At 71.5% G+C, this 13788-nt stretch carries 14 protein-coding genes and 1 pseudogene; 6 read left to right on the plus strand and 9 right to left on the minus strand.

All coding sequences use genetic code 11. The features are described from left to right. Positions 1–15 precede the first annotated feature (15 nt). The 7 genes and pseudogenes from ABD191_RS14475 to ABD191_RS29260 form a co-directional block, all read right to left on the minus strand. Positions 16–642: a DUF5701 family protein gene (locus ABD191_RS14475; protein WP_344081598.1), complete on the minus strand. Its 627-nt coding sequence runs from the start codon at positions 640–642 to the stop codon at positions 16–18. 60 nt (positions 643–702) lie between these two features. Continuing rightward, positions 703–1521: a DUF6999 family protein gene (locus ABD191_RS14480; protein ID WP_344081601.1), complete on the minus strand. Its 819-nt coding sequence runs from the start codon at positions 1519–1521 to the stop codon at positions 703–705. After that, a complete protein-coding gene (locus tag ABD191_RS14485) occupies positions 1514–3367 on the minus strand; it encodes a thiolase family protein (RefSeq protein WP_344081604.1) in 1854 nt (617 codons plus the stop codon). Before ABD191_RS14485 ends, ABD191_RS14480 begins: the two co-directional genes overlap by 8 nt. Positions 3368–3431: 64 nt before the next feature. Beyond that, positions 3432–4328 (minus strand): phosphotransferase, encoded by an 897-nt coding sequence (locus tag ABD191_RS14490; protein WP_344081607.1) that lies wholly within the window; start codon positions 4326–4328, stop codon positions 3432–3434. Continuing rightward, entirely contained in the window at positions 4328–4960 is a 633-nt protein-coding gene (locus tag ABD191_RS14495) for a response regulator (protein WP_344081653.1), read from the minus strand. Before ABD191_RS14495 ends, ABD191_RS14490 begins: the two co-directional genes overlap by 1 nt. A gap of 31 nt (positions 4961–4991) precedes the next feature. Next, complete coding sequence (locus tag ABD191_RS14500; protein ID WP_344081656.1) at positions 4992–5351, minus strand: ATP-binding protein; 360 nt, start codon at positions 5349–5351, stop codon at positions 4992–4994. Further along, a pseudogene (locus ABD191_RS29260) lies at positions 5284–6102 on the minus strand (DUF5931 domain-containing protein); the annotation flags it as partial. The pseudogene ABD191_RS29260 and the gene ABD191_RS14500, both read right to left, overlap by 68 nt. Positions 6103–6197: 95 nt before the next feature. Here ABD191_RS29260 and ABD191_RS14510 point away from each other — a divergent pair. The 5 genes from ABD191_RS14510 (at position 6198) to ABD191_RS14530 (ending at position 12406) form a co-directional block, all read left to right on the plus strand. Further along, positions 6198–6977 (plus strand): GAF domain-containing protein, encoded by a 780-nt coding sequence (locus ABD191_RS14510; RefSeq protein WP_344081610.1) that lies wholly within the window; start codon positions 6198–6200, stop codon positions 6975–6977. A 137-nt stretch (positions 6978–7114) separates the two neighbouring features. Further along, complete coding sequence (locus tag ABD191_RS14515; protein WP_344081613.1) at positions 7115–9268, plus strand: molybdopterin oxidoreductase family protein; 2154 nt, start codon at positions 7115–7117, stop codon at positions 9266–9268. A 2-nt stretch (positions 9269–9270) separates the two neighbouring features. Then, entirely contained in the window at positions 9271–9618 is a 348-nt protein-coding gene (locus tag ABD191_RS14520) for a molybdopterin oxidoreductase (RefSeq protein WP_344081615.1), read from the plus strand. Continuing rightward, positions 9618–12086: a nitrite reductase large subunit NirB gene (gene nirB / locus ABD191_RS14525; RefSeq protein ID WP_344081618.1), complete on the plus strand. Its 2469-nt coding sequence runs from the start codon at positions 9618–9620 to the stop codon at positions 12084–12086. Before ABD191_RS14520 ends, nirB begins: the two co-directional genes overlap by 1 nt. Further along, positions 12086–12406, plus strand: coding sequence for a Rieske (2Fe-2S) protein (locus ABD191_RS14530; RefSeq protein ID WP_344081621.1), 321 nt, complete (start codon positions 12086–12088; stop codon positions 12404–12406). The genes nirB and ABD191_RS14530 overlap by 1 nt, the downstream gene beginning before the upstream one ends. Positions 12407–12531: 125 nt before the next feature. Here ABD191_RS14530 and ABD191_RS14535 read toward each other — a convergent pair whose 3' ends face one another. After that, a complete protein-coding gene (locus ABD191_RS14535) occupies positions 12532–12879 on the minus strand; it encodes a DUF488 domain-containing protein (protein ID WP_344081624.1) in 348 nt (115 codons plus the stop codon). A 91-nt stretch (positions 12880–12970) separates the two neighbouring features. Between ABD191_RS14535 and ABD191_RS14540 the strand changes: the two genes are divergently transcribed. Beyond that, entirely contained in the window at positions 12971–13189 is a 219-nt protein-coding gene (locus ABD191_RS14540) for a hypothetical protein (RefSeq protein ID WP_344081627.1), read from the plus strand. Here the strand turns inward: ABD191_RS14540 and ABD191_RS14545 are convergent, their stop codons facing one another. After that, positions 13190–13720: a GNAT family N-acetyltransferase gene (locus ABD191_RS14545; protein WP_344081630.1), complete on the minus strand. Its 531-nt coding sequence runs from the start codon at positions 13718–13720 to the stop codon at positions 13190–13192. Positions 13721–13788: the final 68 nt, after the last annotated feature.

The raw sequence follows: 13788 nt of genomic DNA on the forward strand, positions 1-13788 counted from the left end.
GCTGTCAGCGCACTGTCACGGCGCTGTCATCCGGCTGCCGCACGAGGCCGTGCCGAGCCAGCTGTGCGGGTTACCGTTCCAGCACCAGCCGAGCTTCGGCGCGTTGTCGCTGATCCAGAGCGCGGGGACCCGACGATCACCCGACCGCGAGCCGGCCAGCATGAAGCACTTGTTCTTCTCCAGCGCGTCCGGGAAGTGCGTGGCGAGCGCCACGCCCTCCTCGATCGTCAGCGGCGTCCGGCCCCGTTCGGTGATCGTCGCGGTGGCGTCGACGGGCTTCACGTCGCGGAACTCCTCGCCCCGCTCGACATCGACGATCAGGTAGGCGGCACGGGAGACGCCCAGTTCCGGCAACGGTACGAAGCGCGCCAGCTCGCCCTGGTAGTTCTTGTCGACCACGCCGCCCTTCTTCCGGCCGGGCAAGGTCAGCAGCGGCACGGTCTGTTCGGGGGCGACGAGTTCCCGCGTGACAACCACAACAAAAGGCACGTGGTACGCGTCGTCAGCGCGCGGTTTCGGGGTGATCTTCTCCGCCACGGCCGCCAGCGGGGCGAGGGTTTCGCGGAACGCCCGCTCGTCCACGCCCGCGAGCGCCGGGTATCCCAGCCGCACCAGGTTCTCCACCTGCCGCTCGAACTCCACCCGATTCCTCCCAGACCTCCACTGTGGATTGTGTGGTCAGGATACTCCCGAGCGTGGTCCCTAAACGGGGCAAATCACCGCGACGCCGATCCGTCGGACCGCAAGGGCGCGCAGGTGCCCGTGGGCGTACTCGCAGATGACCGCGTGCTCGTAGACGGCGCGGGGCACGTCGAGCCCGCTGTCCACCCGGACCGGAACGCCGGCGGGGCGCCAGCGGTGGAACGTGTCGTCGCCGGTGACGTCCGCGAGCAGCCCCAACAGCTGGGCGTCCAGCCGCAGGGAGTGCACCGCCCGGCGGTACTCGTCGCGGGTCAGGCACGCCGCGAACGGGATGTTCATCAGGCACAGGGCCGTCTGGATGTCGAGGTTGAGCCACCGGCGCCGGCCGGGCTCGGCGTCGATCGGCTCGATGTCGAGCCCGGACAGGTCCAGCGGTCCGGCCCACGACCTGCCCCGCAGCGCCACGATGACGTCGTACACGTTGATGTCGTGCTCGATGACGGCCCGGTTGCCGAGGTCGCGCAGCGACGCCGGCCGCAGGGTGACAGGTGCGAGACCCGCGGTGCGCAGAGCCACGTTGAGCAGGTTGGTCTCTACGAGGAAGTGCCGGATGAGCAACTCGCCGGCCTCCGGCGAGACGAACCGGCGCAGGAACCACACGCACAGCGCGTCCATGGTCCGGTGCGCGCGCACGCCCGGCACGAACGCCTTCCCCACCCGGATCAGGAAGACCGTCGCCCGCGACACGACCCGGACCCACGGGTAGAGCCAGCGGCGTGACCAGCGCTGCTGGTCGCGCACCACCAGGCGCAGCGTGGGCGCGTCGATCGGCCCACCCGGGTCGGCCAGGATCGCGGCCCACACGGACGGGTCACTCATCGTCGATCGCCTCCAACTGAAGGGCGTACAGGCGGGCGGTGACCGCGGCGGTGCGCACCATCCGCTCGGCCCGCTCCCGGGTGACCGCGCCGGAGCGCAGCATGCCGGTCAGCATCTCGAAGTGCTCCGCGTCGGCCCCGCCGTGGTAGTGCAGGAAGCTCGTCTGCGCCTCGGTCAGCCCCAACTGGTCGCGCAGCAGGGACGCCCAACGGTCGGCGCACGCCGTGCCCAGGCCCTCGATGATGAACATGGCGCCGAGCAGGTCCACCGGGTCGGGCAGCGACGCGCGGTGGAACAGGAACGCCGACAACGCCTCCGAGCCGACGTTCTGGCGTGCGTTCTGGATCGTTTCCAGCTCGCCGCCGACGGCGACGTAGTCGCGCTCCAGCAGCCGGAAGTCGCGGTGCTCCTCGGCGGCGTGCCGGATGGCGGCCGACCGCAGCTCGAACAGGTCGGCGGAGAAGCTCGACGCCGCCCGCGCGATCCACCGGCCACCGTCGATCACCTGCTGCCGCAGGTGCAGCAGCAGGTTGCGGTAGTCGTCGAGGGTCGCGCTCCCGGACTCGATGCGGCGGATGATCGGGGCCGCGGCGAGCCTGCGGGCGAAGCCGTCCCAGACCTTCCCCAGTTCGAGTACGGCGTACCGCACGGCGTCGTCGTCCGCCGCCGCCGCGACGCCGAGCGGGGAAGCGGCTGGCGTCGCTGCCGAAACGGCCGCGGAGGTCTGTGGGCCCACGCAGGTGAGCTGCGCGAACGCGAACGAGAAGCGGCCCGACTCGGGCACGATGAGCAGGATCTTCTCGCCGGGAGAGAACCGGCCGGTGCGCCAGGCCTCCTCCAGCATGACGTAGATGCTGGCCGCGCCCGTGTTGCCGCGGGTGTGCAGGTTGGTGAACCAGCGCTCCTCGTCGATCATGAGGTTGGCCTCGCGGAGCAGCCCGAAGATCTGCCCCTTGAAGTGCTCGGCGCTGTAGTGACACAGCACGTGGTCGACACTCGACGGGTCCAGCCGCCCGTCGCGCACGAGTCCCGCGTACTCCCTCAGTCCCACCTGGAACAACCGCGGCAGGGCGCGGACGTCCTGGCGCAACAACAGCGAACCCTGCCGTTCCGCGTCGGCGGCCGTGGGTTGGTCGAGCCAGGTGGTCCCGGCGGCCGGCACGCCCCCGTCGGCCGTGCCGGTGCGCATGCAGACGCGCTCCTCGTGGGCGTACGAGACGAGGTGCAGCCAGTCCAGCCGCAGGCTGGGCCCGTCCGGGCGGGGCCGGCTCTCGACGACGACCGCGCCGGCGCCGTCGGACAGCGTCCAGCGCAGGAACTCGGCGTCGAAGCCGGTACGGCCGCCCGCCGCGTCGTAGCGCGGCTGGCGCAGGGCGCGCGAGACGAGTTCGGAGCCGACCGCGACGGCGGTGTCGTGCTCGCCGACCCGGATGCCGTTGGCGGCCGCGCGCAGGGCCGCCATGCCGGAGGCGCAGACGCCGCCGGCCGACAGCACTTCCATGGGGTGCCCGCCGAGGCGGCCGTGGACCATGGACGCGAATCCGGGTACGGGCAGGTCGGGTTGGGTGGTGCCGGTGGCCAGGAAGGTGACGTCGGCGATGGTGAGGCCCCGGTCCTTGAGTGCGGCCGTGACCGCCTCGGCGGCCAGCTCCTCGTTGAGCATGGTGGTCGACCCGGCCGCGTCCAGGGCGTAGTGGCGGGTGCGGATGCCGTTGGCGGCGAGGACGCGCTCGCGCGCGGCCGCCGCGGTGCCGGTCGCGCCGAGTCGGCGCACGATGTCGTCGTTGTCGAGCGGCTCGCCGGGCAGGTACGCCCCGCAGCCGGTGAGGTACACCTCTCGCGTCATGGTTCCATCGGACCGCGCGGGGCGGCGTGGTCACATCCGCGCGATGACTCAACTGCCGCTGGGTTCAGGTACTCAGATGGCCGGCGAAGAAACGCCAGGAGGCCTGGGTGTCCTCGTTGTCGGCGTGTGGTCGCCGGAACGTGTCCGCGTAGTCGCAGATGTCAGTGAGTTCCCAACGCAGGCGGTACAGCTCCAGCGCCCTGGCGTCGGGTACTCGGCCGTAGGCGGTCCAGTCGTCGCCGGGGAGCAGCCACAGGTCCCGTTCGGGCGGGGCGAGCCGGACGGTGTCCCAGTCGATGAGGCGCAGGTCGCCGTCGCGGGTCCACATGATGTTGCCGGCGTGTGGCTCCCCGTGGGTGATCACCCAGTCGTCGGTTGCCGTTTCCCGGACGAGCGCGTCGTACGTGGCGAGCTTGTCCTCCAGCGCGGTGCGGTTTCCGGTGATGAGCTCACGGGCGGGCAGGGCGTAGGGGCCGTCGGCCCAGGAGTCGTCGAACAGCGTGGCCCGGTGCGCAATGGCGAGGTCGTCGCGGTCCAACAGGTGTGGGGGCAGCACGCCCGTGGCGTCGTGCAGGCGCCGCAGGGCGGTCAGCGCGGCGTCGCGGTCCGGGGCGGTAAGCGTGTCGCCGAAGTGGCCCGACCGGCCGTCGATCAGGTCATACACGGAGGCGGCGTAGCGGCCCTCGCCGAAGCCGGCCAGCCAGCCGCCGTCGGGCCGGCGGCGCGGCGCGTGCACGTACCCGAGGTTGTTCTCCTTGAGCAGGACCGCGGCGCCCAGCGAACGGCCCCGGGCGACCCAGTCGTCCGTGTCGTCGACGTTGATGAACAGGTCGCCCGACCGGTAGTGGTGCGTGCCGAAGCCCACGGGCGCGTACGTCAGCTCGCCCGCGTCGAGGCCCCACCCGGTGCGGACCAGGTCGGCCAGCTCCGCGCGGTCGAGGTCGGCGGGTTCGGTATGCATCAGCGGTCGTCCAGTCCTTGCTCGATGGCGTAGCGGACCAGCTCCACCCGGTTGTGCAGGTGGAGCTTGCCGAGGGTGTTCTGCACGTGGTTCTGCACCGTACGCGGCGACAGCACGAGACGCTCGGCGATGTGCCGGTAGGACAGGCCCTTCGCGACGAGGCGCAGCACCTCGGTCTCCCGGTCGGTCAGGCGGGGCGGGTCGGGGTCGCGCGCCGGGGCCGACGCGAGCCGCCGGAACTCGCCCAGCACCAGGCCGGCCAGGCCGGGGGTGAACACCGCGTCGCCCTCGGCCGTACGCCGGACCGCGTCGAGGAACTCCTCGCGCCCGGCCGACTTCACCAGATAGCCGGCCGCCCCGGCCTTGACGGCGTCCAGCACGTCCTGCTGCTCCCCGCTGGCCGACAGCACCAGCACCCGCGTGCCGGGCGCCTGCTCCAGCAGCCCGCCGATGACGGCGACTCCGGACAGATCGGGCAGCTGGAGGTCCAGCACGACGACATCGGGGCGGGCGGCGGCCGCCAGCCGGAGCGCCTGGCGCCCCTCGCCGGCCACGGCCGCCACCTCGTAGCCGGCCTCGGCCAGGTCGCGGGCCACCCCCTCGCGCCACATCGGATGGTCGTCGACCACCATCACCCGCACACCGTCGCCCACCCCCGACACGCTACGACCCTCGGCTCTGGCGCGGGATACGGATCTCGACCTCCGTGCCGTCGCCGGGCGCGCTGGTGATGGTCACCGCGCCGCCGAGGTCGCGGACGCGGCCGCGGATGGACCGGGCCACGCCGAGCCGGCCGTCGCCGGCCGCCTCGTCCAGCCGGCCGTGAGCCATGCCGGCCCCGTCGTCGCGCACGGTCACGGTCACCTCGCCCGGCTCGTCCTCGATCAGCACGAAGGCGCGCGCCCGGGCCCGCGTGCGCGCGGACGTTGTCCAGCGCACTGGCCACCGCCGCCGCGACCTCGCCCGCGACGCCGCCCGGCAGCACGACCGGGGTGGCCGGCGCCGCCACCGTGACGGCGTCACCCGCGTACGGGTTGACCAGCGCGCGCAGGTCCGCCTCGCCGTCCACGGTGGAAAACTCGGTGGCCACGAGGCTGCGCAGTGCCGCCTCCTGCTCGCCGGCCAGCCGGCCCAGCTCGGCGGCGTCCCCGCCCAGCTCCACGCCCCGCCGGTGCACCAGCGTGAGCACCTGGAGCACGGAGTCGTGGATGCCGCGCGCGATGCGTTCCCGCTCCCGGTTGGCGGCCTCCAGCTCGGCCACCCGCTGGATGTTCGCCTCGCTCACGGCGGCCAGCCGCGCGGCGTGTCCGACGATCATGCCGGCCATCAGCAACAGCACGGTGTCGTTGAGGACGACCGCGTTGGCGACGCCGCGGGTCACCGCGTCGACCGTACCCATGGCGAGCGCGGCGAGCGCCGCCTGCAGCCGGCCGCGCGCCAGGCCCCACGCCACCACCGGGCCGGCGACCCACGCCATGGGCACGGTGTCCGCGCCGAACGCGAGCCGCTCCTGGCCGATCACCCACATGCTCGCCAGCAGGCAGCCGGCCGTCACCGCGAAGTCCGCGACGAGCAGCGTCCACGCGCGCCGCGACGCCGTCGTGGACCAGAGGATCGCCGCGATCGTCCAGGCCGCCATCACCGCCAGCACCGTCCACCCGATCATCGGGTGCGGGTACGTCCGGAAGCCGCGCGCCATGAGCACGACCGCGTACGCCCACGACGCCACGCGGAAGACCGCCAGGGCGCGCCAGAGCGGGGTCTCCAGTCCCATGCCAGGATCCTGCCGCACCACAACGCGATGTGGTTGATTCCACCAAATGCCGGGTAGGCTCCCAGCCTGATTCGCCCAACGACGCGGAGGTCGCGGTGTCGGCAGACCCCGGCAACGACACGGTTGCGCGCCTGGCTGAGATCGAGCGGCTGCGGGTCCTGGAGGTGCCGCCCGACGGCGAGTTCGACAGCATCGCTCGGCTCGCGGCCACCATCGTCGGCACACCGATCGCGACCGTCTCGATCGTGGACGAGGACAGGATCTGGCTGATCGCGACCGAGGGCCTGGACGGCGTACGCCAGATCGGCGACGAGCCCGGCCTGTGCGCGTCCGCGGTCCTGCGCGACGACCCGTACGTCGTCAACGACGCCGCGGTCGACCCGCGCACGCTGCACCACCCGCTGGTCCTGGGCGAACTGGGCCTGCGCTTCTTCGCCGCCGCCCCGATCGTCACGTCCTCCGGCGCCCGCCTGGGCACGGTGAACGTCATCGACCGGGAGCCACGCGAGATCACCGACGTCCAGTTGGCGTCGCTGACCATGCTCGCCGCGATCGTCGCCGAGCAGTTGGAGCTGCGCCTCGCGGCGCTGCACGCCGTGCGCGCCGAGCGGGACACCGCCAACCGCCGGATCGCGGAGATCGCCGAGGACCTGCGCCGCGCCGCCGAGGCGCAGCGCTCCCGGCCCCGACCGGGCTCCTGCGAGCTCGGCGGCAGAACAGGCTGCCCCAAGGCGGCCAGCATCAAGGTCGCCGACTCGTGGGGCGACTCGGCGTGGGGGTGCACCCGCCACGTCGAACAGGTGCTCATGGACGTGCCGGCCGTCTTCATCGCCGACGAGAGCCTTGCCGGGCTCTCCTCCTACGTCCACCGCTGAGGCGACCCGGGCGCTCGCGTCGCGGTGTGAGCGCGGCCACGTTCTCACGACGCCTATAGATCGAGAAGAGGGCATGGCTAAGTCCGCGTAACAAGGGTGGTATCGACCGGTAACCGGATACGCCCACCATCAGTCCCATGGGGGCGAGCGTCGATACAGCAACGCACTGTCCGTACTGCTCGTTGCAGTGCGGGGTGACGATGCGCCCCACCCCGCCCCGCCCGCCCATGATCGAACCGGCCGAGTTCCCCACGAATCGGGGCGGCCTGTGCGCCAAGGGGTGGAGCGCCGCTGAGCTGCTGGATCACCCCGACCGGCTGCTGACCCCGCTCGTGCGCACCGACCCGGCCGACCGGCGCAGCCCGTTCCGGCCGGCGACCTGGGACGAGGCCCTGACGGCGATCACGGACGCGATCCTGACCAGCCAGGAGCGCTACGGCCGGCCGAGCGTCGGCGTCTTCGGCGGCGGCGGCCTCACCAACGAGAAGGCGTACCAGCTGGGCAAGTTCGCCCGTGTCGCCCTGCGTACCCCGCACATCGACTACAACGGCCGGTTCTGCATGTCGTCGGCGGCGACGGCCGGCAACCGCGCGTTCGGCGTCGACCGGGGCCTGCCGTTCCCGCTGTCCGACCTCGCCGAGGCGCAGGCGATCCTGCTGGTCGGCGCGAACCCGGCCGAGACGATGCCGCCCGCCATGCAGTACTTCGACGCGGGCCGCGCGGCGGGCGCCACGCACATCGTCGTCGACCCGCGCCGCACGGCGACCGCGCGCGGCGCCACCCTGCACCTTCAGCCCACCCCCGGCACCGACCTGGCGCTCGCCAACGGCCTGCTGCACATCGCGCTGCGCGAGGGCTACGTCGACGAGGCCTACATCCAGGAGCGCACCACCGGGTTCGAGGCCGTCAAGCAGGCGGCCAGCGCCTACTGGCCCGACCGGGTCGAGCGGATCACGGGGGTGGACGAGACGCAACTGCGCGCCACCGTCCGGGCCCTCGCCACCGCCGGGTCCGCGATGATCCTCACCGCCCGCGGCGCGGAACAACACAGCACGGGTACGGACACCGCGCAGGCGTTCATCAACCTGGCGCTGGCCCTCGGGCTGCCCGGCCGGGCCCACTCCGGCTACGGGACCATCACCGGACAGGGCAACGGGCAGGGCGGGCGCGAGCACGGCCAGAAGGCCGACCAGCTGCCCGGCTACCGGCGCATCGACGACCCGGCCGCCCGCGCCCACGTCGCCGGGGTGTGGGGCGTCGACCCGGACGAGCTGCCCGGCCCCGGCAAGTCCGCCGTCGAGATGCTCAATGAGATCGGTACGCCCGGCGGCGTGCGTACTCTCCTGGTTTTCGCCTCGAACATCGTGGTGTCCGCCCCGGACCGCAACCGGATCCGGGAGAGCCTGCGGGCCCTGGACTTCCTCGTGGTGTCCGACATCTTCCTGTCCGAGACGGCGGCGCAGGCCGACGTCGTGCTGCCGACCGCGCAGTGGGCCGAGGAAGAGGGCACGATGACCAACCTTGAGGGCCGGGTGCTGCGCCGCAAGCTGGTGATGCCGCCGCCCGACGGGGTGCTCGACGACCTCACCCTCCTGGCGACGCTCGCCGGCCGGCTCGGCCGGGGCGAGCACTTCTCGGCCGACCCGCGCACCGTCTTCGACGAGCTGCGCCGGGCCAGCGCGGGCGGGATCGCCGACTACGCGGGCATCACGTACGAGCGCATCGAGAAAGAGGACGGCGTGTTCTGGCCGTGCCCCACCGAGGGTCACCCCGGCACCCAGCGCCTGTTCACGGAGGAGTTCGCGACGCCGGACGGCCGGGCCCGGTTCATCCGGGTCGACCACCGCGACGTGCCGGAACCCACGGACCTCGAATACCCGTACGTGCTGACCACCGGCCGGATCATGCAGCACTACCAGAGCGGCAACCAGACACGGCGCTCCAAGTCGCTGCAGATGACCGCGCACGACCCGCGCGTGGAGCTGCATCCGGATCTGGCCCGCCAGCTCGGGGTCGCCGCCAACGACCTGGTCGAGCTGCGCTCGCGCCGGGGCCGGGCGGTGTTCCGCGCGCTCGTCACGGACACGATCCGCCCCGACACCGTCTTCGCGCCGTTCCACTGGGGCGGCGCGGCCAGCGCGAACGCGCTGACCGATCCAACGCTGGATCGGTACTCCAGGATGCCCTCCTTCAAGGTCTGCGCGGTCGCCGTCGCCCGCGTGGGTGGCCCGTCCGATCCGGCGGCAGCGTCGCCGCCGCCGCTGTCGTCCGAGTCCAGAAAGGACGGTTGACCGTGACGTCGACCGCACATTTCCTGCAGGGAGTCTTCCCGTTCGAGGGTAAGGGGATGGACGCTCCCTTCCCGCTCGGCGTCGGACTGTCCTACACGGTTCCGCTGGGCGTGGTGACGCAGCCCGTGTACTTCCGCGGCGGCAACTCCAGTGGGGACCTCGTCTACGTCGTCCTCATGCGCGACGGCAAGCCGATGCGGTATTTCCCCATCGGCGCGCGCGGTGACGTGCATGTGCCGCTCCGGGTCGTGGAGGACCTCGATGGCGGCACCACCATCGAGATCTTCCTTGCCGCCCCCGAGGGCGTGACCGGCAACGTCGTGATCGATCTAGGGCTGGTGGACATCTGATGGCTCAGCGTCTGGTAGTGATCGGCAACGGCATGGCGGGCGCCCGTACGGTCGAGGAGATCCTCGAACGCGGCGGCCACTTCGACATCACCATGTTCGGCGACGAGCCGTACGGCAACTACAACCGCATCCTGCTCTCCAACGTCCTGTCGGGCGCCGAGGAGGAGTCGGGCATCTTCCTCAACAGCCTGTCCTGGTACGAGGAGAACGGCATCAACCTGCGGGCCGGCATCCGGATCACCCGCATCGACCGGTTCGCCAAGGTGGTGTACGGCGACGACGGCTCCGTCACGCCGTACGACAAGCTCATCATCGCCACCGGCAGCACGCCGTTCATCCCGCCCATCGAGGGGACCTACAACGCGAAGCGCGGCTTCCACCAGGGCGTCTTCTCCTTCCGTACGCTCGACGACACGCGCGCGATGATCCGGTACGCCCGCGACCACGAGACGGCGGCCGTCATCGGCGGCGGCCTGCTCGGCCTCGAGGCGGCCCGCGGCCTGCTGAACTACGGCCTGAAGGTCACCCTCGTGCACGCGATGGGGCACCTGATGAACAGCCAGCTCGACGAGCAGGGCGGGGCCATCCTCAAGGGGAGCGTCGAGAAGCTCGGCATCACGGTCGAGCTGAACGCCATGACCACCCACATCACGGGCAAGGACTCCGTCACCGGCATCAAGTTCAAGGACGGCCGGACGATCCCCTGCGACATGGTCGTCATCGCGGCCGGCATCCGACCGAACACCGAGGTCGCGGCCGCGTCCGGGCTGCCGATCGAGCGCGCCATCCTGGTCGACGACCAGATGCGCGTGCAGGACGAGCCCGACATCTACGCCGTCGGCGAGTGCGTGCAGCACCGCGGCCAGACGTACGGCCTGGTGGCACCGCTGTGGGAGCAGGCGAAGGTGCTCGCCGACCACGTCACGGGCGCCAACCCGCGCGCGGCGTACCACGGCTCGCGGACCGCGACGAAGCTCAAGGTCGCCGGCGTCGACGTCGCCGCCATGGGCATCACGACGCCGGAGCGCGACACGGACGAGTTCGTGGTGTTCGCCGAGCCCCGCAAGGGCGTCTACAAGAGCGTCATCATCCGCGACGACCGGATCATCGGCGCGACGCTGCTCGGCGACGTGTCGAAGGTGGGCTTCCTGACCCAGGCGTTCGACAAGGGCCTGCCGCTGCCCGAGGAGCGGGTCCGGCTGCTGTTCGACCTGGGCGGCCCGCCCGCCGAGGTGTCGGCCGCCGAGATGCCGGACGACAACCAGGTCTGCAACTGCAACGGCGTCAGCAAGGGCCAGCTCGTGGCGTGCGTGAGCGCGGGCACGAAGACGGTCACCGGGGTCATGGACAAGACCCGGGCGGGCAAGGGCTGCGGGTCCTGCAAGTCCCTCGTCGCGCAGATCGTCGAGTGGGCCGCCGGCGGCGAGGTCGAGGAGGACCCGTCGGCCAACTGGTACGTCCCCGGCGTGCCGTACGCCAAGCCGGAGCTGATGGAGGCGATCCGGGCGCAGAACCTGCGCAGCGTCTCGTCGGTGTTCGCGGCGCTCTCGCCGGGCGGCAAGGAGGACGCCAAGTCCAAGATGGGCCTGGTGTCGCTGCTGCGCATGATGTGGGGCGACGAGTACGAGGACGAGAACGACGCCCGCTTCATCAACGACCGCGTGCACGCCAACATCCAGCGCGACGGCACGTTCTCGGTCGTACCGCAGATGAAGGGCGGCGTCACCTCGCCGGAGCAGCTCAAGAAGATCGCCGAGGTGGCCGAGAAGTACGACGTGCCGATGGTGAAACTGACCGGCGGGCAGCGCATCGACCTGCTCGGCATCCGCAAGGAGGACCTGCCCAAGGTCTGGGCCGACCTCGGCATGCCGTCCGGGTACGCGTACGGCAAGAGCTTCCGGACGGTGAAGACCTGCGTGGGCAGCGACTTCTGCCGGTTCGGCGTCGGCGACTCCACGGCACTCGGCATCGCGATCGAGTCGCGGTTCCAGGGTCTTGAGTCGCCCGGCAAGATGAAGCTCGCCGTCACCGGCTGCCCCCGCAACTGCGCCGAGGCGTACGTGAAGGACCTCGGGGTCGTCGCGATCGACGGCGGGAAGTGGGAGATCTACGTCGGCGGCGCGGCCGGCGCCCACATCCGCAAGGGCGACCTGCTGGCCACGGTCGACTCACCCGACCTGGTCATGCAGCTCACGGGCCGGTTCCTGCAGTACTACCGGGAGAACGCCAACTGGCTGGAGCGCACGTACTCGTTCGTGCCCCGCATCGGCATCGAGAAGCTGCGGGAACTGCTTGTCGAGGACAGCGAGGGCATCTGCGCGGGCCTCGAGGAACGCATGCAGGAGGCGGTCGACGCCTACCGCGACCCGTGGCAGGAGGGCCTGGAGCCCCGCTCGCCCGGCCAGTTCAAGCCGTCCCTGCCCCTGCTTCCTCTGCCCATGGTCCCCGTCCGGGAGGTGCACGCCTAATGGAGATCTCTATCGGTTCCCTCGACTCCCTGCCTGTCGGCGAGGGTCGCACGTTCGCCATCGACGGCGACATGGTGGCCGTGTTCCGCACCCGCGCCGGGATGGTGCACGCGGTCTCCGCCGTGTGCCCGCACGCGGGCGGCCCGATCGCTGACGGCCTGGCGGACAACGAGGTCGTCATCTGCCCCCTGCACCAGCACGTCTTCGAACTCGCGACGGGCTGCTCCCGCAGCGGCCAGCCCCCGCTGCGGGTCTACGGCGCCCGCGTCACCGACACGGGCGAGGTGCTGCTCAGCACCCGGGTCCCGGTCGACGCCTGACTTCTTCCTCCCGCCACAACGGGCCCACGCAGCGCCGCGTGGGCCCGTTGTGCTGTCCGCTGCCCGCGCCCGCTTGTGTCGGGCGCGGGTACTGGCCTTCCACGGAGCCGATCGAGCTAGGTGGATCAACGGTTGAGCAGGTCCGCGAGGGCGGCCGCGTGGCTGATGTCGACGTCCTTGGCCGCCGTCAGCAGGGTCAGCTGGCCGGTGCGGGCCAGCTCGTGCAGGTGATCGAAACCCTGGCGCGCGGTCGGCTCGGCCAGCTCCCGCGCGTACCGCTTGAGGAATTCCGCGTGCTTGGCGGGGTCATGGGCGTACCAGGTGCGCAGTTGATGTGACGGCGCTACCTCCTTGCACCATTCGTCGAACGGGGCGTCCTCCTTGCTCACCCCGCGCGGCCAGAGGCGGTCCACGAGAACCCGGGTGCCGGCGGCCGGCGCGTCGTAGACGCGGGCAGTGCGCACGTTGCTCACCGTTTCATTCTGGGTCCTACCGCGACATCCCAGGGGCGGTTCAGTAGTTCTCCCCGAGGCCTCCCCATCGCCCGCGCGTCACACTCCTCCTATGCGAAAAGCGCTCGTGGTGCTTGGTTGGATCGTCGGCCTCTACCTGGTAGCCCGCGCCGTCGCGGAGCCATTCATGATCGACTTCGGGGACCCCGCAACGTACCGGGACGACTGGGGCGGGCCCAGCCTCGTCGGCGTTCTTGCCGTCCACATGGGACCGGGCATCATCGCAGCGGCCGTGTTGACCTGGTCGTGTCGCAGCCACCGGACGTTCTGACTAGGGCTGCAGATCTATCCAGTACCGCCGGGTGCGGCCCAGTTCCGTGTCCCGCACGTCCTCCAGCACCCCGCCGTTGCGCTCGATGGTCCGCGCCGAGGCGACATTCGTGTCAGCGCACGTGACAAGCACGCGCTCCAGCCCGCGCGCCGCGGCGTGCCGGAGCACCGTCGCGAGCGCCCAGGTGGCAAGGCCTCGCCGACGCGCGGACGGGCGTACGCCGTAGCCGATGTGGCCGCCGGCACGCAGCAGGAAGTCATTCAGCTCGTGCCGCAGCGAGATCGCGCCGAGGACCCGATCGTCCTCCACGATCCACCAGTACGTGGCGTGCACCCGGCCGGGCGCGGGCGGGATCGACTCGTCGGCCTCCCGGCGCAGGCGCTGCACCCAGGCCGCGAAGCCCTCGACGGTGTCGATGTCGTCCGTGTCCGCCAGCCCGCTGCCGTCCTGGTGGACGTCGCGTCCCCACTCGTCGCGGGCGTCCAGCCACGCGTCCCGCAACCGCGTCGTCGGTGTGATCAGTTGGGCCATTCGTCGACCCTAATACGGCAGGCACGGTTCGCCGTGTGAGCTGCCAGGATGCAGGAAGACAGCCACCG

This window comes from Luedemannella helvata, from assembly GCF_039528415.1.
Lineage (GTDB): Bacteria > Actinomycetota > Actinomycetes > Mycobacteriales > Micromonosporaceae > Luedemannella > Luedemannella helvata.